This is a genomic window from Mesorhizobium sp. M0633, from assembly GCF_040320645.1.
Classification (GTDB): domain Bacteria; phylum Pseudomonadota; class Alphaproteobacteria; order Rhizobiales; family Rhizobiaceae; genus Mesorhizobium.
In genome coordinates, this window is the sequence record NZ_JAMYQC010000022.1 from 1 (window position 1) to 24,202 (window position 24,202).

Sequence of the window (24,202 nt, forward strand, 5' to 3'; positions counted from 1 at the left end):
TTCGACAATCTCAATCCGTTCATCCTGAGAAGCCTGCGCACCACCGCGCGCGGCATGATGGATCAAGCCTTTGGCAATCTTGTCTTCGAGCCGTTGATGCAGCGCAACTACGACGAGGCCTTCAGTCTCTACGGCCTGCTCGCCGATACCGCCGACATGGATCCCGAGCGCAAGAGCATCGAATTCCACCTCGATCCCAACGCCAAATGGTCGGACGGCGAGCCGGTGACGCCGGAAGACGTGTTGTTTACCTATGACGTCTTCACCGAGAAGGGCCGCCCACCTTACAGCCAGCGAATGAAAGCGATTGCCAAGCTCGAAAAGACCGGCGACCGCAGTGTGCGCTTCACCTTCAACGACAAGGCCGACCGCGAATTTCCTTTGATCATTGCGCTGACGCCGATCATCCCGAAACACGCCTTCAACAAGGACACCTTCGACAGGACGACGCTAAAGCCGGTGATCGGCAGCGGGCCTTACACGGTGGCGCAAGTCGTGCCCGGTCAGCGCATCGTGTTCAAGCGCAATCCGGACTATTGGGGCAAGTACGTGCCGTCCAAGCGCGGCTTCGACAATTACGACCAGATCACCATCGAATATTTCCTCAACGCCAACGCCAAGCAGGAAGCGTTCAAGAAAGGCATCTGCGCCATCGACGACGACAGCGACCCGGTCAAACGCGAGCGCGATCTCGATTTTCCGGCCTTCCACAGGGGCGAGGTCATCGCCGAAACTTTCGATACCGGCATTCCGCCGGTGGTCAACAGTTTCCTGTTCAACACGCGGCTGCCAAAATTTTCCAATCCGGTCGTGCGGCGCGCGCTCGGCATGCTCTACGATTTCGAATGGGCCAACAAGAATCTGTTCGGCGGCAAATACACGCGCACGATGAGCTTTTGGCAGAATTCCGAGCTGTCCGCGCTCGGCCACCCGGCCAGCGAAAAGGAAAAGGCCCTGCTGGCCCCCTACCCCGGCCGCGTGCCCGCAGATGTCATGGACGGCACCTACAGGCCGCCCGTTACCGACGGCTCCGGCCAGGACCGCAAGGTGCTGAAGGCGGCATTCGAGCTGCTGAAGAGCGCGGGCTATACGGTGCAGGACGGCGCGATGCTCGATCCCGAGGGAAAGCCGTTCGGTTTCGAGATCCTGACCGCCTCGCAGGACGAAGAGCGACTTGCCGCTATCTATCAGCGCACCCTTGAGAAGCTCGGCATCGATGTCGGCATCCGCAGCCTCGACGGTGATCAGATCCAGTCGCGCAAGCAGCGTTTCGATTTCGAGGTGCTGGTCGGCTCGACCGGTTTCAACAACTCGCTGTCGCCCGGTATCGAGCAAACCGGGCGCTGGGGATCCGCTGCCGCCAAGGCCGAAGGATCGTTCAACCTCGCCGGCGTCGCCGATCCGGCGGTGGATGCGGCGATCGAGGCGATGCTCAGAGCTCGTTCGAAGGAGGACTCCGTCGCCGCCGTCCGCGTTCTCGACCGGCTGCTGATCTCCGGCAACTACATGGTGCCGACGCAGCACAACAACCAGCAATGGCTCGCTTATTGGAACTATCTGGAACATCCGCAAAAGACGCCCATATACGGTTATCAGTTGCCGACCTGGTGGCGCAAACCGAAGTGACCTCTTCACAACAGGAGATCAAGATGAACGACGAGAACTCGATTACCGTCGATGTGGTCTCCGACGTCGTGTGCCCCTGGTGCTTTATCGGCCAGAAACGGCTCGACAAGGCGATTGCCGCCGTCGATATCGACGTTCACATACACTGGCGGCCCTTCCAACTCGACCCGACAATCCCGCCCGAAGGCAAGAACCGCCGCGACTATATGGTGGCGAAATTCGGCAGCGAGCAACGCATCCGCGAAATCCATGCCCGGATCGAGCCGCTGGGCGAGGCTGAAGGGATTTCCTTCGCCTTCGACGCTATCAAGGTCGCGCCCAATACGCTGGATGCGCACCGTCTCATTCGCTGGGCCGGGACGGCCGGCGAGGCCATTCAGAACCGGGTGGTGCGTCGGCTGTTCCAGCTGAATTTCGAGGAAGGCGCCAATCTCGGCGATCATGCCGTGCTGATCGAAGCCGCCCGCGAAGCCGGCATGGATGCCTCCGTGGTCGAAACGCTTCTGCCGACCGACGCCGATGTCGAGGCGGTGCGCACCGAAATCGCCACCGCTTCGCGCATGGGCATATCGGGTGTGCCGTGCTTTCTGCTTGAAGGCAAATATGCGGTGATGGGAGCCCAGGACGCCGATACGCTCGCCGATGCGCTCCGCCAGGTCGCCGCGGCCAAGGCGCGCGGCGAACTGGAAACAGCGAACTGAGTCGGACTACTTCACCGTCACCTTGGCCTTGCTGACGAAAAAGCCATGGCCATGCTTGCCGGTGCAGGTCAATCCCTTGGTGGATGACTGGCAGGAAAACGGGCCCTTACTCCAGCTGGCGCCGTACGCCAGCCTGGTGACGTCGCCGCAGCAGCCTTGCTCGCCCGGATTCTTGATCAGCGTCGCCGGACCTTTCGGACCGAGGATGACGGTGACGTAGCTGGGCTCGACGCGCGAACAGCTCAGTTCCGGTCCGCCATCCTGTGGCTCGTAGGTGCTGGTGCCGCCCTTCGGCGTGTAGATGCAGCCAATATTGCCGGACGGCGTGTTGAACTCGATCTGTCCCTCGGCGTTTGCGGGAACAGTCTGGCTGCCGGCATATGTTTGCGGCAGCCAGAAAAATGTTGCGAGCGTCGCGACAAAAAATGTCCGTGCAAGCATGGCGAACTCCCCCTGGTTCTAACCTGGATGCGTCCGGCCAGGTTCAATCCGAAGCGCGTGTTTGTCAAACGCGGTTTGTGCGCGCTCTTAAAAAGGCACGGGCCAATTGATATTGATCTTGATCCTGGACTGTGTCGGCAAAGTCATTGCTTGGCCGACTACGGGGTCCTGACAAGGCGGCTTCAACCACGAATCATACGGTCACGCTCTGGCCGCCGACGAAGCTGGACTGGCCGTGAAGGCGATTCAGGCCGTGAAGATCGACCGCTGGACGGCGCTTCTATGTTCACAAAGCTGTGTGAAGACCTTCCCTTGGGGAAGGTCTCTACTTGCTCCTGCGCAAGCAACTAACTAGTTGAAATTGCTTTGGTATTCAGCCCCTCGAAGCATGACGACATAGCGCCGTGATCGTTCATTCTGTTGCTCCACTGCAACGGCTGGTGAGCTAAGCCACCTGCGACTGGTGAAAAGCTAATGGAAAATGATCAATTGGTGTTACTGTCCGTAACAAAAGAAAAATCGTTTGGGCGGGATAGTGATTCGGGTCGATAGACCAACGCGACATTCAATATCGGAAAAATGGCTCCGCGGTGCCGCAAGGCCGTCGCCCCTGACGCCCGTATCGTCGATGCGCAGCTTCTGGGGACTGATGCGGGCCTACTGGTTCTCGGACCGGTGGGTGGAAGCCTGGACGTTGACGCTGGTGATTGCGCTGGTCATCGCCCTGTCCAGCAAGGCTGAGGTCTGGTTTACAGTGGCTGGGGCAGAGCTGGCGACTTCGATCGCTTTTTTCCACGATGCCGCGAATACCACGCCACTCAAGACAGTACTGACCAATGCCGGTTTGCTCGTGCTGCTGGTCGTGCTCAAGGACGCGGGTATTGCAGGCGTTCGCAACCTTGTTTCCAAAACACTGCATCGCAAATGGCGTGGATGGCTGGACAGCCGCTTCAACGAAGCCCTGCTCGACAGCAATCATACCCACTTCCATGCCCAGCATGGGTCTTCCGGGAACGCAGCTCCTGACAATATCGACCAGCGCGTGCAGGAATCCATCAAGGGCATGACCGGTGGGGCCATCGGGCTTGCTACGGGTGTGCTAGGTGTCTTCACCTCGCTCTATTTTGTCGGTGGCGCTTTGCTGGCAAATTCCGTGGAAGTAAAAGGACTGGAGTTCCTCGGCAGCTACGGCAGTGCCGTCCTCGCGCTCCTGGCGGTCGCTATCTACGTGCCGTTCAACACCTGGATCGCAGTCAAACTCGGCGGAATGCTGGAGTGGCTCAACATCAGGATGCAGCAGGCAGAAGGCAACTACCGCAGCGAGTTGATCACGTTGCTCCGCCGCAGTTTTCACGTCGCCGCACTGCAGGGCGAGAATGTGCAGAAGACTGTGCACAGCCAGCGTTATGCCGACATTGACCGCACCTGGGCAAGATTGAACGTCGTCAATACCGGCTACGCCTCGTTCGAGCTGATCTACAATTTCATCGGCGCCAAAATTGTCGCTTTCGGACCTGGGCTAGTGCCCTTCATCCACAACGGCCTCGACCTCAAGGGCTATTTAACCGCCTCCGGACAGGTCGATTCGCTGATCAGCAAGTGTTCGTGGTTCATCCATGTGATGCCGGATCTCGCCACGTTGCGTGCCAACAGCCAGCGCGTCGTCGAATTGGCGCAAGCGATCGAAAACGTTCAGCATCCGCAGGAATTCTACAGCCTGACCGGCCGGTCCGACTTCCGCTACGATCGTCAGAACCCGGTCTTCGGCCTGACCATCCAGAAGCTCGAACTGGCGCATCAGGGTGAGGACGCAACGCCCTTCCTGAGTGCCGCGAATTTGCGCTTCCGGCGTGGCGAGTGGACTTTCCTCAAGGGCGAATCCGGTTGCGGCAAGACCTCGCTGATCAAGGCGATCAACGGGCTGTGGCCCTATGGCCGCGGTACGATTGTCTTCCCGGAAGGGGTCAGGAGTTTCTACGCCGCCCAGGAGGTGAAGCTGCAGCAGGTTTCGCTGAAGCAATTGGTCTGCCTGCCCGGTTCCGAGCATGATTATGCCGACGTGCAGGTCGCATCCGCCCTGCACAAGGCCGGCCTCGGCGACTTCATCGAGCATCTGGCCGATGAGAGCCGTGAAGGAAAGATCTGGGATCAGGTTCTTTCGGGTGGGCAGAAACAGAAGCTGGTCGTCGCCCGCATCGTGCTGCAGCAGCCGGGATTGCTGTTCCTCGACGAAGCCACCGGCGCGCTCGACCCCGATGGACGGATCGCCTTCCACCAGGCGATCAAGGACAATTGCCCTGATGCAACTGTGATCTCGATCATGCATGAGGCGACGCCGCCGAGATCGCTCGCGGGCACCGAATTCTACCACAGCGTGGTTGCGATCGCCGACGGCGTCGCCACCAAGAAGCCGCTGGTTCCGAGCTTGCCGGTCGAGCTCACCACCATCCTCACGCAGCCGACGCGGCCAGCCGAGGACAAGTGGCTGCGCTTTCCCCGCCGGCTGAAGCAGAGATAGCCGCGGGCACCATTGCCAGCGTCCAGCCAGCCTGCCACGTAGCCCGATCACAGTCTCGCGATCCAGTCGGTTTGCCGCCGTTTTAACCCGCTCTCGCGATTGACTCGGCAAGGCGCACTCCTATGTTGCGCCGGCTTGTAGAATCTCAACTCGAACCCGCGAGCAGAAAGGTCACCGCGCCATGCCTGGCGACAGTCACAGTCGAACGCAACCGCCGTCCGCTTGACGTGACCTGACAGGCTCACGTCCTGCCGGACGGCAAGGAGTGAGCCATGAACGAGTTTTCCCCTGTCGCGGGCGGCGATGCCATCGCCATCGCTCGCGTACTTGCCAACGAACACGTCGCCGACATCGTCGAGGCCTTGAACCAGGAGCCCCGCGAGACGGCATCGGAGCTGCTTTGCGAAGTGCCGTTCGAGCGGTTGGTCGAGATCTTCGACCAGCCTGAACTCGACGGCGCATCCGAACTGGTCGAGGCGCTGCCCCGCATCAAGGCAGGCAGACTGCTTGCCGCCATGTCGGTCGACCGCGCCGCCGACATACTGCGCGATCTGAACGAGCCGGCTCGTTCCGAACTGCTTGGTGGCCTGGCGCCACCGCTGCGCGCGACGCTGCTTGCCATTCTCGGCTATCCCGAGGGCAGCGCCGCCTCGCTCATGACGACCGAATATGTCAGCGTGCCGCCGGACTGGAGCGTGGCCCGCACGCTGGATTATATCCGCAAGGTGGAGCGGACGCGCGAAACCGTCTACGCGATCTACATCGTCGATCCGCAAACGCATGTCCTGTTGCGCTCGACCAGCCTGCGTCGACTGATCGCTGGCGGGCCCGACGAGCTGATCATGGCAATCGCGCCGGATCGTGCGCCTATCACCGTTTCACCGCTGACCGATAGTGAAAAGGTTGCTCAGTTGATCTCGAAATATGATCTGCTCGCCGTTCCGGTCGTGGACAACGGCAAACTGCTCGGCATCGTTACCATCGACGATATTATCGACACGATGATCGAGGAAACGACGGAGGATGTGCATCGTTTCGGCGGCATGGAGGCTCTCGACGAGCCCTATATGAAGATGGGCTTTCTGGCGATGATCCAGAAACGCGCCGGCTGGCTGTGCGCGCTGTTTATCAGCGAGATGCTGACCGCCAACGCGATGCAAAGTTATGAGGGCGAGCTGGAAAAGGCGATCGTGCTGACGCTATTTATTCCATTGATCATGAGCTCCGGCGGCAATTCCGGCTCGCAGGCGACCTCGCTCGTCATCCGGGCGATAGCGCTGCGCGAGATCGGCCTTGGCGACTGGTGGCGGGTGGCATTGCGCGAGCTGCCCACCGGCCTGCTGCTTGGCTCGATTCTTGGCGTGGTCGGCGTCTGCCGCATCGCGCTCTGGCAGTATCTCGGCTTCTACGACTACGGCCCGCACTGGCCGCTGATCGCAATGACGATCGGCGCCACGCTGGTTGGCATCGTCACCTTCGGCTCGCTGTCTGGATCGATGCTGCCGTTCGCCCTGAAGCGCATGGGCTTCGACCCGGCCAGCGCATCGGCCCCGTTCGTCGCCACGCTGGTCGACGTCACCGGGCTGGTGATCTATTTTTCTGTGGCGCTGGTGATCCTGCGCGGAACGTTGCTGTAAGAAAACTCACGCACTTCCATCGCGGCAATTTCGTTGCCGCGATGGGTTGTCGTCGCGTCAGACGCGCTCACCATCTCTCACCCGGTAAGCCGGTTTGTACATGGTGACGAGTTCTTCCGCGGCGGTCGGATGCACCGCCATGGTGCGATCGAAATCATCCTTGGTCAGGCCGGCCTTCAGCGGTATGCCGAGAAGCTGCGCCATTTCGCCGGCATCCGGCCCGAGGATGTGGGCGCCGAGGACCTTTTTCGAGGCGCCGTCGACGACCAGCTTCATCAGCATCTTTTCGTCGCGGCCGGAAAGTGTGTGCCGCATCGGCCGGAAGGTGGCGCGGTAGATTTCAACATCCGAAAAGTGCTTTGCCGCCTCATCCTCCGACAGGCCGACCGTACCGATCTCGGGCTGCGAAAAGACTGCGGTAGCGATCGTGTCATGGTCGGGCGCCGTCGGCTTGCCCTTGAAGGCGGTCTCGACGAAGCACATCGCCTCGTGGATTGCCACCGGCGTCAATTGCACGCGATGGGTGACGTCACCGATTGCCCAGATGTTGTCGATGTTGGTGCGGGAGTATTCGTCGACGTGGATTGCCCCGGTTTTGGTCATCTCGATGCCGACGCCTTCCAGGCCCATGTTCTCGGTATTGGGAATGCGGCCGATGGCGAGCATGACCTGGTCGACCGTCAGCACCGTGCCGCCGGTGACAAGCGCGTCGAGCCGGCCGTCAGGCCGCTTCCTGACCCACTCGGACACGGCGTGGCAGAGGATTTTTATCCCCTTCTTTTCCATCGTTTCGTGCAGCATGCGTCTGAGGTCCATGTCGAAACGGCTGAGGATCTCCTTGCCGCGGTAGACCAGCGTCGTGTCGACGCCGAGGCCGTGAAAGATGTTGGCGAATTCGACGGCGATATAGCCGCCGCCCTCGATCATGATTGCCTTCGGCAGTTCCTTGAGGTCGAAGGCCTCGTTGGAAAAGATGCAGTGCTCATGGCCGGGCAATGCCGGATGCGGCGCCGGTCGCCCGCCGGTAGCGATCAGGATCTGGTCGGCGGTAACGGTGCGATCCTCACCGAGAAGATGCACCACATGCGGATCGACCAGCACCGCGCGCGAGTGAAAGACTTCGCCGCCGGCGCCCTGCACATTGTTCTGGTAGACGGACTCCAGCCGGCTGATTTCGCGGTCCTTGTTGGCGACCAGCGTCTGCCAGTCGAAACGCGCCTCAGGCACCGTCCAGCCATAACCGGCGGCGTCGGCGAAATGCTCGGGGAATTGCGAGGCGTAGACATAGAGCTTCTTCGGCACGCAGCCACGGATCACGCATGTGCCGCCATAGCGGTATTCCTCGGCAATGCCGACACGCTTGCCGAGTGCGGCCGCGACGCGCGCCGCCCTCACCCCGCCGGAGCCGCCGCCGATGACGAAAAGATCGTAGTCGTAACCGGCCATGGCTGAACTCCTTGCCCCTCAAACCCCGAGACAGGTAGGCTGCCGACTATCAAAAGAAAAGCCCGGATTTGCCGGGCTTTTGGTCCAGTGGCGGTCAGGCGGCTCGGAAGTCCGCAATCAATTCGGTGTAGCGTCCGCGGGAGCTGCGCCATCGGCCGGAGCGGTACCGTCGGCAGGTGCAGCCGGCGCCTTGGCATTCGCCGCTGCACCCAGGGTCTCGCCGACCTGCTGGGCGAGATCGCGAGCCAGGCCATTCTGCCAGATCTCGGCAGCCTTCACAAGTTCGCGCGTCACGATCGGGCCGTTGTCGAGCAGCTTCTTGCCGGCATCGGAATTGTAGAAGGCGGCGATTTCAGTGAGTTCCTTTTCCGAGAACACCTTTGCATAGGCGAGCGCTGCTTCCTTTTCCAGGTCGGCGCGGCGCGATGCCAAGCCCATTGCCTTCTCGTTGATCGTCTTGGCGATCAGTTCCTGCATGTCCGGGTTCTTCTGGATCAGCTGCTGCTCGAGCGCCGCCGCCGCTTGCGGCAGGATGTTGTCGAACGTATCCGTCGCATGGATCGCCGCGACCGCGGCGCGCGCCGCCTTCAGATGGGCATCGGTGACGTCCTGCGAAAACGCCGGCGACGACAGCGCGAAAACGGCCGAGGCCGCCAGAATGGCAAAAAAGCGGCCAACCCGGTTATGCAACATCATGATCGGTAAAACTCCCTGATTTTCGGGCGGCATGGACGGTTTGGATGCCGTCGCCGCCGGCTATGATGGCCGTTGATGCCAGCCCGATGAAAAGACCATGCTCGACCACGCCCGGAATGGCGTGGAGAGCATTCGAAAGCGCTCTTGTATCCGGAATGCGGCCAAAAGATGCATCGAGGATAAAATGGCCGCCGTCTGTAACAAATGGCTGGCTCCCCGTCATCCTCAATGTAACAGGGCCGGAAAGGCCAAGGTTTGCAGCCGCCGCGCCGACCGCAATTTCGGTGGCGCGCAGGCCAAACCGGTTGACTTCGATGGGCAGCGGAAAACGGCCGATCATCTCGACCATCTTGGAGCTGTCGGCGATGACGATCATGCGGGCGGAGGCCGCCGCGACGATCTTTTCACGCAGCAGCGCGCCGCCGCCGCCCTTGATCAATGTCAGCGCCGGATCGATCTCGTCGGCGCCGTCGATGGTGAGGTCGAGCTCGGGGGTTTCCTCGAGGGTCGATAGCGGCACACCAAGCTCGCTGCAAAGGACGGCGGTGCGCTCCGAGGTCGGAACGCCGATGACAGTCAGGCCGGTGGCGATCTTGTCGGCGAGCAGCCGCACGAACTCGTCTGCTGTGGTGCCGGTGCCGATGCCGAGCCGCATGCCATCCGTGACATGGGCAAGCGCTGCCCGCGCGGCCTCAACCTTCAATTGCCTCGCATCCATGCCGGGTCCCGAGATTTGTTTCAGCGCTCGTAGCATTTTTGCCGGGCTGGTCAAAGGACCTTGCCCGCGCTGGATAAGCCGTCTTGCCTGAACGGGCCGCAGCGGTTATCGCCTGCCGGCAATCAAATTGTCACAGGACAGGCCATGACCCGACCGATCATCGTGTTCGACCTCGACGGGACGCTGATCGACACGGCGCCGGACCTGCTCGACAGTCTCAACCACAGCCTTGCCGCCAGCCAGCTCGCGGCCGTCGACGAAGCCGGCTTCAAGCGCTTCGTCGGCCATGGCGGCCGGGTGATGATCGAACGCGCTCACGCAGCGCAGCACAGATCGCTGGCAGTCGAGGAGCACGACCGCCTGCTCAAGCTGTTTCTGGACCATTACACCGTTAACATCCCCGGCAAGTCGCGCCCCTACCCCGGCGTCCCCGAGACGATCGCACGGTTCGAGGCAGCCGGTTACCTGCTGGCCATCTGCACCAATAAATACGAGGCCAATTCGGTGGCGCTGATCGAGGCGCTCGGCATGACCAGGCATTTCGCGGCTATCTGCGGTCAGGATAGTTTTCCGTTCCGCAAGCCCGACCCGCGCCATCTCACGCAGACCATCGCGCGCGCCGGCGGCGACCCGCACCGTGCACTGATGGTCGGTGATTCGCAGACCGACATCGACACGGCGAAAGCCGCCGGGATTCCGGTAGTGGCAGTCGATTTCGGCTACACCGACCGCCATGTGCGAGAGTTCGAACCGTCGGCGGTAATCTCGCATTTCGATTCGCTGACGCTCGATCTGGTACAAGGACTGATGGCCGCCGCAGAAGGCTGAAAGCTGCCCATCGGGCGGACCGCCAAATGCCGACCGACAAGTGGTTGACTTAGCAGGCCGGCCTCCCTTATATCGCGGCGCGCTTGGCCTTCGGGCAACGAGCGGGCGATTAGCTCAGCGGGAGAGCACACCCTTCACACGGGTGGGGTCGCAGGTTCAATCCCTGCATCGCCCACCATTTGCTTTCCTGAATCAATTCAAGCCAAGCCAGAGCGGCTAGCAGCTGCAGGTAGCCCCCCTCGCCGCCAAAATTCTTTTGGGCGAAATTCAAAGCGCTGCCTCTCGTATAGCTCTGGAACTGGCAAACGTTGGAGCCGGCCCGCACCTTCATCTGCTCGATATCCCAGCACGAAACCTCGATGCGGTCGTCGGCGCAATAGACCGTATAGCGTTCAGGTTCTAGCGCCTCGGCTTTCTGGACAGGCATCGAAATGGCCGGAATGGAAAATATGAAAAGTACAAATATGATGGCATGACGCATTTGCATGTAAAACCCCGAATGACCACCGGCACTATTACGGCCGCGATGTTGAGGCGACGCATCATGATTTTAAGCAGTCGCCGTGTTCTTTCGGCAGCCATAAATCAGGTACGGACGGCGCCTCCTTGTAACGCAACGGTCCGCTATCCCGGAACAAACCTGCATAGAAACGAGTTTCTGCTGATCGAGATGTGAGGGAAAGCCATGTCCAGACTTGTTTTGGCGGCCGCCGTGCTGCTTGTCGGCGGATCGGCCTTTGCCGCGGACGAAAATCCGGTGCCGCCGCAGAATGCCAAGAAGCTGTCGGAAATCATCGCCAAGGTCGAGCAGCGCGACGACTTCCGCTACATCAAGGAAATCGATTGGGACAGCGATGGCTACACCGTCATTTATTACACGAGCGACAAGGCGAAAGTCGAAATCACCTACGATCCGGTGACAGCCGCGCCGAAATGAAGCTGGGCGCCAACGGTCCAGATTCTAAAAAATGGCGCGCCTCGAAGGCCCCCGGCCTTCGGCAGACGCTTGCGTAGATATGACTTTGATGGCTGACTGAGTGCTATCATTGCGCGCGGGGGTGGGCATGGCGACGGTAAAGCACGTATTGAAACGCTTTCTGATGATGCTCGCGGGTTATTTCATAGCGGTACTGGTTGGGCTGATCGCGGTGGCGGCGATCTATGGCGGGCTGAGTTCGCTGCCAAATGCGCCGAATTATTTCGACGTCATGGGTGTCACCCCCGTTGCGGTGCTGCTGTTGCCGCCGCTAGGCATGTTCATCTATTTTCTGACGATCGTGCTGACCGGCTTGCAGACGCTGATCTTCGCACTGATTGCCGAGTTTTTCTCGCTGCGCAATTTTTGGCTGCACATGGTCTTCGGCGGGGCGGCCGCGGTTGGCGGCTTCGCCTTGATCTGGCCCAGTGTACCGGATGACACGAACCCGGAGCGCTGGGCCGATATCGGCATCATTGCCGCCGCAGGCGTTGTCGCGGGCTTGGTCTATTGGCTCATCGCCGGACGCGATGCCGGTTTCCGGCGTCCACTGTTTCAGCGCTAGAACCGCATTCGTCAGCTTGCCGGCGAACGCACCGCTTCCGTGCTGTCGAGCGCCTGCTGCAGCCTTGTATCGCGGCCGTAGACGTCATTGAAATATTCTACCTTGCCGGACAGGTCCGGCCATGCGGTGAAATAGGCGACATAGACCGGGATCTTGCGTGTCACGTCCTCGGTCGAATGTCCGTGTTTCAGTTTGTCCTCGATGTAGTCGACCGAGGTGCCGAGCACGGCAGCGGCCATGCCGCGCGGATCCTGCAAGCGAACGCAGCCATGGCTGAGCGCACGCATGTCGCGCTGGAAAAACGACTTCTGCGGCGTATCGTGCATGTAGATTGCATGCTTGTTGGGGAACAGTATCTTCAGCTCGCCCAGCGCGTTGGCCTCGCTCGGCAGCTGGCGCACGCCGTAGGGTATCTTTGCGCCGTAGGCGCCCCAATTGACCGAGGACGAGGGAATGCGCTTGCCGCGGGCATTGACCACCTCGTAGCCGGCGCGGTCGAGATAGCCAGGATCCCGGCGCAGCCGCGGCAGCATCTCGTTGACCAGGATCGACTGCGGCACGCCCCAATAGGGATGGAAGTCGACCTGCTCTATCTGGTCATAGAAGAAAGCAGTCTGGTTGGTGGGCCTGCCAACCACGGCGCGGGTCTTCAGCTTCTCCTCGCCATCATCGATATAGCTCGCGGTGAAAGCCGGCTGGTTGATGAAGACGCGCGGGCTGCCAAGGTCGGAAGGCAACCAGCGCAACTCTTCGAGCGCAACCCGAACCTTCTGAATTTTGTCGGCCTTGGACGTTCCGGCCAACGATGCAACGGTACGCGGGCCGATGACGCCGTCGCCTTTCATGCCGGCCCGTTTCTGCACCGCCTTGATCACCGGCACCAGCTCCGGATCGTAGACCTCGCTGGTAGCGAGCCTCGCCAGGACCTCGCCATAGGCGCCGCCCATCTCGTCATCGAGATTGCGCGCGATCTTTGTCAAAAGCTTCGGCAGCTCGGGGCTGGTCTGCCCCGGCTTCAACAGCAGATTGGGATCGATGGTGATTTCGTCTTCGGCGCTGGCCTGGAGCGCTTCCAGTTCGACGCGCAGCGCCTGATACTCGGAATTCTGTGGATGCCGTGACTCGAGATAAGTGCGCACTTGCTGGGTATGGGCCAGCGTCTTCAGCACCCCTTCCATGTCGAGCGGCTTCGGCGGAAAATCGTAGTAGCCGGTCATGCGGTTGGGATCGATGCGGCCGCTTTGTGCGTCACGGGCGTAGCGCAGGACACGCGCCGACAGCGCCATCTCGAAGCGGACCAGCTCTTTCAGGCGTTCATCGACATTGCCCGCCGATGTGCCTGCTGCCGGAACTTCGACGGTGTAGTCGGCGGGCGTCAGGCCGTAGCTCGCGGCCTCGCCCAGCACCCGCACGGCATCCTGGGCACGGCTGCTGGGACTGGTTCCCGTCACCCAGATGAAATCCGGATTGGCCGAGTAATAGGCGATCAGCGCCTTGGCGGTGTCCTTCTCGGCGTAGAGGTCATAGCCGTCGAGGCCGGCAATGGCTTCGCGGAATGCAGCCCCGGTGGCCGCCGGCTCGAAAGCAGCGTCCTGAGGCGTTGCTGGTTCAGGCGCTGCCGACAGGGCCGAAAAATCGACGCGCACCAGCGGATCGCTCTTGTAGGTATAATAGGACGGGCCGCTGATTTGCGCACCACCACCGCCCCCACCACCGGAAGCGGCCGGCGCCTTGGGCTTCGGCTTGTATTTTGACGGTGGTGGCGGAAAGTTACCTTTCGGCGGTGCGTGTTTGACGCCGCCGCCGAAAAGCATGTCGAAGAACCCTTGCGCTTCAGCCTTCGGCGCCCCGAAGGCCAGCATTGCCGCGGCCACCGCAAACGGCAGCACGGTTGCTTTGTTTCCAAAGAGTTTCATGGATCACCCGCTCCGGTTGAACCGGATCCCGTTCCGCACCGCTTTCACGGTCTCGCCCACCCCATGGCGGATGTAAGGCGTGACTATACTGATTCATACTGATTTCGTTAAGCTTTCATAAATTTCGGAACGTCTGTTGCAGAACGGTTTCACAACGTCGTGACGGGGGAGCGAATCCGCCGTCGCTCCCGTCCAATGGTAGTGCCCGTGAGCCAAACCTCAAGCGTTGGCGCCGCCGTCGATGGTCAATGCCGCGCCTGTCACGAAGCGCCCTTCGGGGCCGGCAAGCCACGCAACCATGCCGGCGATCTCGTCGGCCGTGCCGAAGCGAGGCATCGCCATCTTCTGGCGCTGATGCTCGGCGTGCGGGCCGCCTGCCGGATTCATGTCGGTATCGGTCGACCCCGGATGGACGACATTGGCGGTGATGCCGCGCGGACCGAGATCGCGTGCAAAGGCCTTGGTCAGGCCAACCAAGGCAGCCTTGCTGGCCGAATAGGCGCTCAGGCCGGCGTCCGTGGCACGCTCGGCCAGATTGCTGCCGATCGAGATGATCCGGCCACCCTCGCCCATATGCGCTGCTGCCGCCTTGGCGGCGACGAACGGGGCTCTGAGGTTGACCTCCATTGTCTCATCGAAATCGGCAAGCGACAGGACATCGATCGGCGCAGCGCGCCAGATGCCGGCGCTATTGACCAGGATGTCGAGCCGTCCGAAGGCTTTTGCTGCCTCATCGACTGCCGCCTCGATCGCACCAGCATCGCGATTGTCGGCCTTGATGGCAAAGGTCCGGCCGCCGGCCGCCTCGATTTCCCTGACCACCGCACGCGCCCCTTCCTCGCCATTCACATAGGTGATCGCCACGCCTGCGCCGTCGGCCGCGAGCCTTCTTGCGATCGCCGCACCAATGCCGCGGCTGCCGCCGGTGACGAGGGCGGCCTTGCCGTTCAAGCTTCTGGATGACATCTGCTTCTCCATTTTGTAGTGATTGATACATAAATATCTGCCAGCCTTGCTGAACCACGTCAACTGAATTATGTATCGATCAATACAGAAAGGATGCCATGCCGGAACGAGGCCGCCCCCGCACCTTCGATCGAGCCGCCGCCTTGCGGCGCGCAATGGAAGTGTTTTGGGCCAAGGGTTATGAGGGCGCGTCGATAAGCGACCTGACCGCTGCAATGGGCATCAACTCACCCAGCCTCTATGCCGCCTTCGGCAGCAAGGAAGCGCTGTTTCTCGAGGCAACCGAGCTTTACACGCGGGTCGAGGGAACCGAGATCTGGTCTGCGCTGGAAAAGGCGCCGACCGCGCGCCAGGCCGTCGAACGGTTCCTGCGGCAGACTGCCAGGGCCTATTCACAGACCGGTCGTCCGCAAGGCTGCCTTATCGCGCTCGGCGCATTGCACCAGGACTCAAGCCGCGGCGCCATCTGCGATGATCTGCGCCGTCGCCGCGCCGAAAACCGCGAAGCCTTGCTGAGACGGCTCGAGCGTGGCGTGGCCGAGGGGGAGTTGCCGGCTGATTTCGACTGCGGTACGGCCGCGACCTTCTACGCCACCGTGCAGCACGGCATGTCGATCCAGGCGCGCGACGGCGCGTCGCGCTCGGCTCTTCTGGCGACGGTGGACGGGGCAATGGCGGCTTGGATAGCGATGGCCAGCACCGGGGCGGCGTGACGGTCGAAACCGGCTGACAAGAACGATATTCAGGTCACTGCAGAGACGGCTCCAGCCTGCCGGCAACGAAGCCAACGGCACGCTCCACCACACCCCTGTCGGCGAGAATGCGGCGGTGGCCGAGCCCGTCGGCCCAGTAAAGCCGCACATGGTCTCCGGCGCGCGTGTAGAGCCTTGCATGCTCGGCGGAAACTTCGCGGTCGTCCGGCGCGTGGATCACCAGCGTCGGCAGCGGCGTGCTTGCGAGCTGGCGGTCACCGGTGAACTCGTGCAACGGCCGGCCGGCGATGCGCTCGACCCGGTCGGCCATGGCGGCCTGCGAGCGCGAGCCGACATTCAGCATGCGGCTGAAATCAGCGAAGATCGCCGGCAGCGAGCTCGGCGCGGCGATAAGCACCAGACGCCCGGCCGCCAATCGCGGGATGTTCCTGATCGAACCGGCGACGGCGTTGGCGGCAACGGCACCACCAAAGGAATGGCCGACAATGGCCGCGAACGGGCCGAACCATTCGCCGGCAACCCGTGCCGCATCGACCGCACTGACCAGGGTAAGCCGGCGGCCCTGCGACTGGCCGTGGCCCGGCAGATCGAGCGAGACCACCTTGTAGCCGGCATCGCGATAGGCTTCGATCAGCGTGCGCATGTATTCGGTGCGCGAACGCCAACCATGGATGACGAGCACGGTGCCGGCAGTCGCCCTGCCCGGCTCGGGCCGGAATTCATGCACCATGACGCAGCCGGTTCTGGTCTTTAGCCGGTGATGGCGTGCCTGGGTCATGAAATCGGCGGCGCGATCAATTGCGCGGCGCTCGCCTTTGCTCAAGCTCTTCTCGTGCGGCGTGCGGCAGAACAGCTCGAATGCAGCACGCCCGGTGAGTCGCGGTGCCACATGCTCAGCCACGCCGAACGTGCCGCGGATGACCTTCAGTCCAAATGATGCCATAGTGGCGATCCATTCATTGGTTCAAGCATGAACATAATAGTTCAAACATGAACATTAAGCAAGACCTGCCCTGGGACAACCCGCGTTTTCGCAACTGGGTCGCGGTGGCGCGCGCCTGCCATGTGGTGGAACGCACCCTGGCGGTGAAGCTTGCGCCGCTCGACCTGAAGCCGGCGCAGCTCGACGTGCTGATGAACCTCTACCGTCATCCCGGCATGTCGCAGCACGACCTTGCTCGTCGGCTGCTGGTCGGCCGCTCCAACATCACTATGCTTTTGCCTCAGCTGGAGACCCGTGGCCTGCTGCGCCGCGAGGGCGACGAGAAGGACAAGCGCGTGCTGAGGCTGACGTTGACAGAGGCCGGCGAGGCACTGCTGATGCAGGCGCTGAAGGTCCATATGGCGCTGATCGAGAAGGCGATGAGCCAGTCGACGCCGGAACAATGTGACATGATCGGCGAACAGATGCGTAGGATTGCCGAGGTTTTGAAGACCGCCTGACAGCCCAGTGCTCCACCACCAAATGCTTCACCACATCGATTTTTTCGCGCGCTCGGGCCATTCCTTGTCGTAGACCTCGCCGTCAATGTTCTTGCGGCTGGTGATTTCCAGGATTTGGCCGGGAGTCGGCAGCGATCTCGGGTCGACATGCCTTGCCGGATTCCACAGTTCCGATCGGTGGATGGCGCGGGCGCACTGGAAATAAACCGCATCGATCTCGATGATCGTCACCGAGCGCGCCGGCTTGCCCTCGACGGCGAACGAGGCGCAGAGCCCGGTATCGGTGGTGATGTGGGCGCGGCCATTGACGCGCAGCGTCGTGCCGGAACCCGGCACCAGGAACAGGAGCGCGACGCGCGGATCGCGAAGGATGTTCCTTAGCGAATCGGCACGGTTGTTGCCGCGCCGGTCCGGCATCATCAGCGTTTTCGGATCATGGATGCGGACGAACCCGGCGAGATCGCCGCGCGGCGAGCAGTCCAGCCCTTCTGGCCCGCAGGTTGCGAGCGCGGCAAACGGCGAAGCCTCGATGATAGCTGCGTATTCGCGAATCAGCTGGTCGAGTTCCTTGACCACCGACGCCTCGCCGGGCAGGCCATAGAGCGCTTCAAGCTGTTCGATGCTGGTGATCATGGACATGTTTTCGTCTCCAAAGCTTTGCCGGCGCTACTCCAGATGGATGACGTTTTCACGACAAGTGCCCGTTTGCCGGTCATCAGGAAACGGGTGTCGAGGCAACGCAAACAAGGGCAAACCGCTTTACCTGCATGATCGTGCCAATGGATACGGAGGTCAAAAATGGATAAACCGCTCGACCGGCGACGCACCGCCATGGAACTTATTGAAAACATGTTCAATGTTGAAATGCGTTTCCTGCAATCAGGGTCGGAGAGCCTCGATGTGCTTGCCGGCGCATTTCATGCCGAGATTGTCGTGCATGAGCCGCGCTCCCTGCCCTATGCCGGTGACTGGAACGGCCTCGACGGCGTTGGCGCCCTTTTCCGCAAAATGCGGGAAATCTGGAGCGACGTGGCGGTGGAGGACCTTCAGGTCGCCCAAAACGATGACACGGTGTTCATGAGCTGCTCGCTTTCGCTGACATCGCGGGCCAATGGTGCAACCATCAAACAGCCGTTTGCCGAAGTCTTGCGCTTCAAGGATGATCGGCTGATCGAAGGTACGCCGTTTTATCACGACACCAGCGAGATACTGGCAATCCTGCGTTGACCTGAGAGTCCTGCGGGATCCATTCAACGGTCGCGGCTCAGCCCCTTCTCTTCCAGTTCGGCGAGATAGGCGGCCCAGCGTGCATCCTTCTCATGACCCAGCGTATGCAGGTAATTCCAGGTGAAGATGCCGGTATCATGGAAATCGTCGAAGGTGATGCGCACGGCATAATTGCCGACCGGCTCGATCTTCAGAATCGTTACATTGCGCTTGCCGGGAACGGTGACGCGCTGTTCGGGCGAATGGCCCTGCACCTCGGCCGATGGCGAGGCGACGCGCAGCAGCTCGGCCGACAATTCGAACGGCTGATGGCCCGGAAAGGTGACGGAAAGCAGCTTGCGGTCCTTCGAGACCCTGAGTTCTTTTGGCGCTGTCATGCTGATGGATCCTGCGGAATACCACCCTTCCCTACGCCGCTTCGCGTCGAGGGAACAGGCCGTTTCAGAACTTCCGACATGATCTGTCGGCGTCGGAATGTTACCGATGATCGCGAGCTTCTATCTTGAATGCCAAGTTGGCTCGTATCACATAGCCATATATAACGAAGCCGTTCACGCCCACGGGAAGCGCACAAGCATGGATATGATCGATCCTTTCGGTCGCACGATCACCTACCTGCGCGTGTCGGTCACCGACCGCTGCGATTTCCGCTGCACCTATTGCATGGCCGAGGACATGACGTTCCTGCCGAAGAAGGACCTGCTGTCGCTGGAAGAGCTCGACCGGCTCTGCACGGTCTTCATCGAAAAGGGTGTGCGCAAGCTCCGCCTCACCGGCGGTGAGCCGCTTGTGCGCAAGAACATCATGCACCTGGTACGCCAGCTTTCGCGGCATCTCGAGAGTGGTGCACTGGAAGAGCTGACGCTGACCACCAACGGATCGCAGCTTTCCCGCTTTGCCACCGAGCTCGCCGACTGCGGCGTCAAGCGCATTAACGTCTCGCTCGATACCCTCGATGCCGACAAATTCCGCCAGATCACCCGCTGGGGCAATCTGGACAAGGTCATGGACGGCATCGACGCCGCGCAGGCGGCCGGGCTGAAGGTAAAGCTCAACGCCGTGGCGTTGAAGGACTTCAATGACGCCGAATTGCCGGAAATGCTGCGCTGGGCGCATGGCCGCGGCATGGATCTGACGGTCATCGAAACCATGCCGATGGGCGAGATCGACGCCGACCGCACCGACCAGTATTTGCCGCTGTCGCTGCTGCGCGCGGCTCTCGAACGCCAGTTCACGCTAAGCGACATTCCCTACAAGACCGGTGGCCCGGCCCGCTATGTCCAAGTCGCCGAGACCGGCGGACGGCTGGGCTTCATCACGCCGATGACGCATAATTTCTGCGAAAGCTGCAACCGGGTCCGGCTGACCTGCACCGGCACCCTTTACATGTGCCTCGGCCAGGAAGATGCCGCCGACCTGCGCGCGCCGCTGCGTGCGTCGGAAGGCAACGAGCTGGTCGCCGATGCCATCGACGAAGCAATCGGCCGCAAGCCCAAAGGCCACGACTTCATCATCGATCGCCGCACCAACCGTCCGTCGGTGTCGCGGCATATGAGCATCACCGGCGGCTGATTTTTCGCCGATTTCGTGCAAGAATAATCGCCTTGGTATCGGCGCGAGGCAAAGCGTGCAGCGGTTTTTTGCAGTCCTGACGTTTTTCGGAGTGATGGCGGGGACCACGGCAGTTGCCGCGCCATTTACCTACACGAACGAGCGCTTCGGTACCATCTGCACCTTTCCGGATGAAATCTTCACTCTTCGCCAGCCTGAGCCGGACAATGGCGATGGACAACAATGGCTCACTGCCGATGGCGCCAGCCTGATCTGTTCGGGTATCCTCAACATCGATGATGACACCCCGACAGCCTTCGTCTCCGCCGAGAGGGCCAGCAAGGAACCTGGCTACAGGATCACCTACAGCAAGACCGGCAAGGACTGGGCGGTGCTGTCGGGCATCAAAGGCGGGAACATCTTCTATGAACGCCGCCTGTTCGGAAAAGACGGTGTCATCCGCACGGTCTGGATCGACTACCCGCCAGCCCTGAAATCGAAATACGACCCGCTCGTCGATGCGATCGCCGGCAGCCTCAGGGGACCGTGAGCATCCGGCGACGTCAGAACTTATTGGCAGCCTATTGTTTTTGCTAGCGAGTCACGGTTGTTGGCGCGTGTAGTCATATCGTACGGCAAGCCATTTTTTGCCGCTGCCATTGGCCTGGAGGAAATGTTGCTCGGCCACTTCGTGGTTGTCGCCGTCCCTGGAAATGACGAAATCGGAGGCCGTGAACCGCCCTTCGACCTCCGGGCCGAAGCCGACGAAACCAAGCGGCTGGAACAGCAGTGAAATCTTGCCGTCCTCCTCGCCACCAAAACTCCAGGCGGGCATGATCCCTGCCGGGAAACGGGTGTCCATGGAGACATACTTCCAGCGGCCCTCCACCCGGTCATAGCTCAAATAGGCTATCCGCTGGAAGTCCGGCATTTTCGACCCGGGCGCCGGGCGCATCACCTCCTGCATGAAGGGACCGATCATCGTGCGCTCGGCCACCAGCCCCGTCATCACGATCGGCTGGGCGCCGGGCGTTGGCCAGATCGTGTTGACGACGGACCATTTCCCGACGCGGCGAGCGAGCTCATCCGCTTCGTGACCCGGCGTGGACATCCGTTCGACTGCCGACGCCGAAGCGCCGTTCTCGGCGAACGCAGGCGCTATCGCCATGAGGATAACCGCCAGGGCAGAGGAGAACCGGAAAGCCGACGAAACATGCCGCCTGCTGCCTGTGCCAAGCCAGTCCGCATTGCCTCGTGCATTCATCATGGACCATCTCCCCAACACGATCAGAAGCTTACAATGACCAATTTGGTGAATCTTGCCGAGCAAATTTGATCTCGTCGAAAAATTCTCCTCGAGCCGCAGTGTGACAAATTTGCCCTCCGAACCCATCCTTTAGAACGGCACCTTTTTTGGGGTCACACCCAGAAAAGGTCTTGTCCGCAAACGGTCACCGGATTTACCGCAAGCCCATTCGGGCCTAGCCTCTGCTCTGGAGCGGTTCTTCGCCCAGTGGGGGAATACGATATGCGCAAACTCATTCTTTCTCTTGCATTGCTCAGCCTCGCGGCCCTGCCCGCGGCGGCTCAGTCGATCGGCGGCACCTATGCCGTGGCCGGCACCAATTTCGATGGGTCGTCCTATGGTGGCGACGCCACGATCACGCTGACCAGCGAGACGACCTGCACGATCCATTGGGAGACAGGCGGCTCGTCCTCGGACGGTATCTGCATGCGCAACGACGATGCCTTCTCCGCCGGCTACGTCATGGGCAAGGCGGTCGGTCTAGTCGTCTACAAGGTGCAGGAAGACGGCTCGCTGCATGGCCTGTGGACGATTGCCGGCAAGGAAGGCAACGGCACCGAGGTACTGACGCCCAAATAAGCCCTGCCGCTCTTGCGCGGCAGATGTCACGGGCCACAGAAAGGCTGTGGCCCAGCCCTTTGACGTTGCTGTCTTGTGGGTGCCTGCTAGACGCTTGCTGCAGGACTCACCCGGTAATCGCCTTGCCTCTTTCGCCAAACCTCCGCGGCGCGTTGTTCATGATGGTGGCCATGGCTGGTTTCACTCTGAACGACGCGATCACCAAATTCTCATCAGAATCGATGAACATGGCGCAGGTCATGCTGATCCGCGGCGCCTTCGCTTCGCTTTTCGTTGGCCTGCTTGCGTGGCAACGGGGCGCGCTTGCCCGGCCAGGTTCGATGCTGCAGCCGACCGTTGCGCTGCGCGTCGCCGGCGAGGCCGGCGCCACCGTGTCGTTCCTGGTTGCTCTGGCACATCTTCCGATCGCCAATGTCTCCGCCGTACTGCAGGCGCTGCCGCTGGCGGTGACGATGGGCGCCGCGCTTGTGTTCAACGAGGGCGTCGGCTGGCGGCGCTGGCTGGCCATTGCCGCCGGTTTTGCCGGCGTGCTGATCATCGTGCGGCCCGGCTTCGAAGGGTTCAGCGTCTTTTCTCTGCTGGCGCTGGCCAGCGTCGCATGCTGCGCGGTGCGCGATCTCGCTACCAAGCGGATCCCGCAGGCAATTCCAACATTGCTGGTGTCGACCGCCACCGCACTTGCCATGACAGTTCTGGGCGCGGCACTGCTTTCGCCGATGGGCGGCTGGACACCGATGACAGGACAAAGCACGGCGTTCCTGGCGCTGGCGGCGGTGCTCGTGCTCATCGGCTATCACTTCATCATCACGGCGATGCGGGTGGGCGATATCTCCTTCATCGCGCCGTTTCGCTACACCGCCCTGCTCTGGTCGATCTTGCTTGGCTTCACGATCTTCGGCGATGTCCCCGATCTGCCGATGATCCTCGGTGCCACGATCATCATCGCGTCAGGCCTCTATGCACTCTACCGCGAACGGATCGTCGGCCGGCGAAAAACAGCCGCCGAAAGCACTGGACCGGACATGGCGCCGGACGGCATATAGAGTGACTGTCGACGACTGTCTGATTTGAAAACTGGATTTTGGGTCTAGGCAGCAAACGATGGGCCGACATATCGCAGGGATCATTCTGGCCGGCGGCCGATCGAGCCGGATGGGTGGCGGCGACAAGACGCTGCTTGCGCTTGGCGACGGTACCCTGCTCGACCGTGTCGTTTCGCGCCTTGGCCCGCAGGTCGGACCGCTTGCGCTAAACGCCAATGGCGATCCGACACGGTTTGCCGCAACGGGGCTTCCGGTGCTTGCCGACACTGTCAAAGGTTATGCCGGGCCGCTTGCCGGGATCCTGACCGGCCTCGAATGGGCTTCCGACACGACCTGCCAGGCGCTGGTCACGGCTGCCGGCGATACGCCTTTCCTGCCCAGGGATATGGTCGAGCGGCTGCTCGCGGCAGCCGACGAACGCCCCGGCTCGATTGCGGTCGCCTGTTCCGGCGGCAAACGGCATCCGACCTTTGCACTCTGGCCGCTAGGGTTAGATCAGGTCTTGCGACAATTTCTCGTCGAGGAAGACAACCGGCGCGTTGCGGCGTTCATCGACCGGCACGGTTTTGTCGAGGTGGAATTTCCCATCCTGAAATCCGGCGGGGCCGAGATCGATCCGTTCTTCAACATCAACACTCCCGACGACCTTGCCCAGGCCGTGCATCTGTTGCAGAGCATCAAGCCATGAAAAGACGTATTTTCGGCATCACCGGCTGGAAGAACTCCGGCAAGACGACATTGACCGAAAAGCTGGTAGCCGAACTCGTCCGGCGCGGCTGGAAAGTGTCGACGGTAAAACACGCCCATCATGATTTCGACATCGACAAACCCGGAGCGGACAGCTTTCGCCACCGGCAGGCGGGAGCGATGGAGGTCGCGGTCGTGTCGGGCAGGCGCTGGGCGCTGATGCACGAATTGCGCGGCGAGGACGAGCCGACGCTGGACGCGATCCTGTCACGGCTGGCACCGTGCGACATCGTGTTGGTCGAGGGTTACAAGCGCGAAGCGCACAAGAAAATCGAGACGAGACGGCTCGAGGCCAAGGACCGGACACCGCTCTCGGCAGGCGATCCACACATTGTCGCCATCGCCTCCGACTTCCCCATTGTCGGCGAAGACCTGCCGGCCTTCGATCTCGACGACACGAATTCGATAGCTGACTTCATCGAGCGCGCCACAAGCCTGTCGCGCTGAAAATGCGGCAGAAGACAGTTTCCGCCCAGTTGCTTTCCAATTTAGGCGTCTGACCCAGCGTCATCGCTTTCTGAACATGACCTTCCCTCAAGCGACGGTTTTGCAGTTGCTT

Annotated in this window: 26 protein-coding genes and 1 tRNA gene; 17 read left to right on the plus strand and 10 right to left on the minus strand. The window is 61.3% G+C overall.

What is annotated here, in order from left to right; all coding sequences use genetic code 11:
• A partial coding sequence (locus NKI47_RS21705; protein WP_352593568.1) for an extracellular solute-binding protein occupies window positions 1–1,626 on the plus strand: 1,626 nt, incomplete at its 5' end.
• A gap of 23 nt (window positions 1,627–1,649) precedes the next feature.
• On the plus strand, window positions 1,650–2,327 hold the full coding sequence (locus NKI47_RS21710) for a DsbA family oxidoreductase (protein ID WP_023675040.1): 678 nt from the start codon (window positions 1,650–1,652) through the stop codon (window positions 2,325–2,327).
• A gap of 6 nt (window positions 2,328–2,333) precedes the next feature.
• Here the strand turns inward: NKI47_RS21710 and NKI47_RS21715 are convergent, their stop codons facing one another.
• Window positions 2,334–2,768, minus strand: a complete 435-nt coding sequence (locus NKI47_RS21715) for a hypothetical protein (RefSeq protein WP_352568630.1) — start codon at window positions 2,766–2,768, stop codon at window positions 2,334–2,336.
• A 628-nt stretch (window positions 2,769–3,396) separates the two neighbouring features.
• Between NKI47_RS21715 and NKI47_RS21720 the strand changes: the two genes are divergently transcribed.
• Both NKI47_RS21720 and mgtE read left to right on the plus strand, forming a co-directional pair.
• Complete coding sequence (locus NKI47_RS21720) at window positions 3,397–5,286, plus strand: ABC transporter ATP-binding protein/permease (RefSeq protein ID WP_352593571.1); 1,890 nt, start codon at window positions 3,397–3,399, stop codon at window positions 5,284–5,286.
• 272 nt (window positions 5,287–5,558) lie between these two features.
• Complete coding sequence (gene mgtE, locus NKI47_RS21725) at window positions 5,559–6,923, plus strand: magnesium transporter (protein ID WP_352593573.1); 1,365 nt, start codon at window positions 5,559–5,561, stop codon at window positions 6,921–6,923.
• A 57-nt stretch (window positions 6,924–6,980) separates the two neighbouring features.
• Here the strand turns inward: mgtE and gor are convergent, their stop codons facing one another.
• The 3 genes from gor to rpiA form a co-directional block, all read right to left on the minus strand.
• Complete coding sequence (gene gor / locus NKI47_RS21730) at window positions 6,981–8,369, minus strand: glutathione-disulfide reductase (RefSeq protein ID WP_352593576.1); 1,389 nt, start codon at window positions 8,367–8,369, stop codon at window positions 6,981–6,983.
• Between the two features lie 117 nt (window positions 8,370–8,486).
• The gene (locus NKI47_RS21735; RefSeq protein ID WP_352593579.1) at window positions 8,487–9,065 is read right to left on the minus strand and encodes a DUF2059 domain-containing protein; all 579 of its coding nucleotides are present in this window, start codon (window positions 9,063–9,065) and stop codon (window positions 8,487–8,489) included.
• Complete coding sequence (rpiA, locus tag NKI47_RS21740) at window positions 9,052–9,783, minus strand: ribose-5-phosphate isomerase RpiA (protein ID WP_352593582.1); 732 nt, start codon at window positions 9,781–9,783, stop codon at window positions 9,052–9,054. Before rpiA ends, NKI47_RS21735 begins: the two co-directional genes overlap by 14 nt.
• 144 nt (window positions 9,784–9,927) lie before the next feature.
• On the opposite strand from rpiA, the gene NKI47_RS21745 reads away from it, so the two are divergent.
• From NKI47_RS21745 to NKI47_RS21760, 4 genes are all read left to right on the plus strand, one after another.
• Window positions 9,928–10,611, plus strand: coding sequence for a phosphoglycolate phosphatase (locus NKI47_RS21745; RefSeq protein ID WP_352593585.1), 684 nt, complete (start codon window positions 9,928–9,930; stop codon window positions 10,609–10,611).
• Between the two features lie 103 nt (window positions 10,612–10,714).
• A tRNA-Val gene (locus tag NKI47_RS21750) sits at window positions 10,715–10,789 on the plus strand.
• Between the two features lie 507 nt (window positions 10,790–11,296).
• On the plus strand, window positions 11,297–11,548 hold the full coding sequence (locus NKI47_RS21755; protein ID WP_023675031.1) for a PepSY domain-containing protein: 252 nt from the start codon (window positions 11,297–11,299) through the stop codon (window positions 11,546–11,548).
• A gap of 127 nt (window positions 11,549–11,675) precedes the next feature.
• Window positions 11,676–12,152, plus strand: a complete 477-nt coding sequence (locus tag NKI47_RS21760; protein ID WP_023675030.1) for a hypothetical protein — start codon at window positions 11,676–11,678, stop codon at window positions 12,150–12,152.
• An 11-nt stretch (window positions 12,153–12,163) separates the two neighbouring features.
• On the opposite strand, the gene NKI47_RS21765 is transcribed toward NKI47_RS21760, so the two are convergent.
• Both NKI47_RS21765 and NKI47_RS21770 read right to left on the minus strand, forming a co-directional pair.
• Window positions 12,164–14,068 carry a L,D-transpeptidase family protein gene (locus NKI47_RS21765; RefSeq protein WP_352593588.1) on the minus strand — a complete coding sequence of 635 codons (1,905 nt, stop codon included), beginning with the start codon at window positions 14,066–14,068 and terminating at the stop codon, window positions 12,164–12,166.
• Window positions 14,069–14,287: 219 nt separating this feature from the next.
• Complete coding sequence (locus NKI47_RS21770; RefSeq protein ID WP_023675028.1) at window positions 14,288–15,034, minus strand: 3-oxoacyl-ACP reductase family protein; 747 nt, start codon at window positions 15,032–15,034, stop codon at window positions 14,288–14,290.
• A gap of 98 nt (window positions 15,035–15,132) precedes the next feature.
• Between NKI47_RS21770 and NKI47_RS21775 the strand changes: the two genes are divergently transcribed.
• On the plus strand, window positions 15,133–15,747 hold the full coding sequence (locus NKI47_RS21775; RefSeq protein WP_352456750.1) for a TetR/AcrR family transcriptional regulator: 615 nt from the start codon (window positions 15,133–15,135) through the stop codon (window positions 15,745–15,747).
• Between the two features lie 34 nt (window positions 15,748–15,781).
• On the opposite strand, the gene NKI47_RS21780 is transcribed toward NKI47_RS21775, so the two are convergent.
• Entirely contained in the window at window positions 15,782–16,690 is a 909-nt protein-coding gene (locus NKI47_RS21780) for an alpha/beta hydrolase (RefSeq protein ID WP_352456749.1), read from the minus strand.
• 47 nt (window positions 16,691–16,737) lie between these two features.
• On the opposite strand from NKI47_RS21780, the gene NKI47_RS21785 reads away from it, so the two are divergent.
• Window positions 16,738–17,190, plus strand: coding sequence for a MarR family winged helix-turn-helix transcriptional regulator (locus NKI47_RS21785; RefSeq protein WP_352448891.1), 453 nt, complete (start codon window positions 16,738–16,740; stop codon window positions 17,188–17,190).
• A 27-nt stretch (window positions 17,191–17,217) separates the two neighbouring features.
• On the opposite strand, the gene NKI47_RS21790 is transcribed toward NKI47_RS21785, so the two are convergent.
• On the minus strand, window positions 17,218–17,829 hold the full coding sequence (locus tag NKI47_RS21790; protein ID WP_023675024.1) for a pyridoxamine 5'-phosphate oxidase family protein: 612 nt from the start codon (window positions 17,827–17,829) through the stop codon (window positions 17,218–17,220).
• Window positions 17,830–17,988: 159 nt separating this feature from the next.
• Here NKI47_RS21790 and NKI47_RS21795 point away from each other — a divergent pair, with 159 nt between their 5' ends.
• A complete protein-coding gene (locus tag NKI47_RS21795; protein WP_023675023.1) occupies window positions 17,989–18,417 on the plus strand; it encodes a nuclear transport factor 2 family protein in 429 nt (142 codons plus the stop codon).
• 23 nt (window positions 18,418–18,440) lie between these two features.
• Here the strand turns inward: NKI47_RS21795 and NKI47_RS21800 are convergent, their stop codons facing one another.
• Window positions 18,441–18,794 carry a gamma-butyrobetaine hydroxylase family protein gene (locus NKI47_RS21800; protein ID WP_023675022.1) on the minus strand — a complete coding sequence of 118 codons (354 nt, stop codon included), beginning with the start codon at window positions 18,792–18,794 and terminating at the stop codon, window positions 18,441–18,443.
• Window positions 18,795–18,993: 199 nt separating this feature from the next.
• On the opposite strand from NKI47_RS21800, the gene moaA reads away from it, so the two are divergent.
• A complete protein-coding gene (gene moaA / locus NKI47_RS21805; RefSeq protein ID WP_352593591.1) occupies window positions 18,994–19,989 on the plus strand; it encodes a GTP 3',8-cyclase MoaA in 996 nt (331 codons plus the stop codon).
• Window positions 19,990–20,083: 94 nt separating this feature from the next.
• Entirely contained in the window at window positions 20,084–20,518 is a 435-nt protein-coding gene (locus tag NKI47_RS21810; protein WP_352593594.1) for a hypothetical protein, read from the plus strand.
• A gap of 51 nt (window positions 20,519–20,569) precedes the next feature.
• Here the strand turns inward: NKI47_RS21810 and NKI47_RS21815 are convergent, their stop codons facing one another.
• Window positions 20,570–21,298 (minus strand): DUF1579 family protein, encoded by a 729-nt coding sequence (locus tag NKI47_RS21815; RefSeq protein WP_198023531.1) that lies wholly within the window; start codon window positions 21,296–21,298, stop codon window positions 20,570–20,572.
• Window positions 21,299–21,496: 198 nt separating this feature from the next.
• On the opposite strand from NKI47_RS21815, the gene NKI47_RS21820 reads away from it, so the two are divergent.
• The 4 genes from NKI47_RS21820 (at window position 21,497) to mobB (ending at window position 24,090) form a co-directional block, all read left to right on the plus strand.
• Window positions 21,497–21,853 carry a hypothetical protein gene (locus NKI47_RS21820; protein WP_023675018.1) on the plus strand — a complete coding sequence of 119 codons (357 nt, stop codon included), beginning with the start codon at window positions 21,497–21,499 and terminating at the stop codon, window positions 21,851–21,853.
• A gap of 122 nt (window positions 21,854–21,975) precedes the next feature.
• The gene (locus NKI47_RS21825; protein WP_352456740.1) at window positions 21,976–22,896 is read left to right on the plus strand and encodes a DMT family transporter; all 921 of its coding nucleotides are present in this window, start codon (window positions 21,976–21,978) and stop codon (window positions 22,894–22,896) included.
• Between the two features lie 58 nt (window positions 22,897–22,954).
• Window positions 22,955–23,584, plus strand: coding sequence for a molybdenum cofactor guanylyltransferase MobA (mobA, locus tag NKI47_RS21830; RefSeq protein ID WP_352593597.1), 630 nt, complete (start codon window positions 22,955–22,957; stop codon window positions 23,582–23,584).
• Window positions 23,581–24,090 carry a molybdopterin-guanine dinucleotide biosynthesis protein B gene (gene mobB, locus NKI47_RS21835; protein ID WP_023675015.1) on the plus strand — a complete coding sequence of 170 codons (510 nt, stop codon included), beginning with the start codon at window positions 23,581–23,583 and terminating at the stop codon, window positions 24,088–24,090. Before mobA ends, mobB begins: the two co-directional genes overlap by 4 nt.
• The last annotated feature ends 112 nt before the right edge of the window (window positions 24,091–24,202 follow it).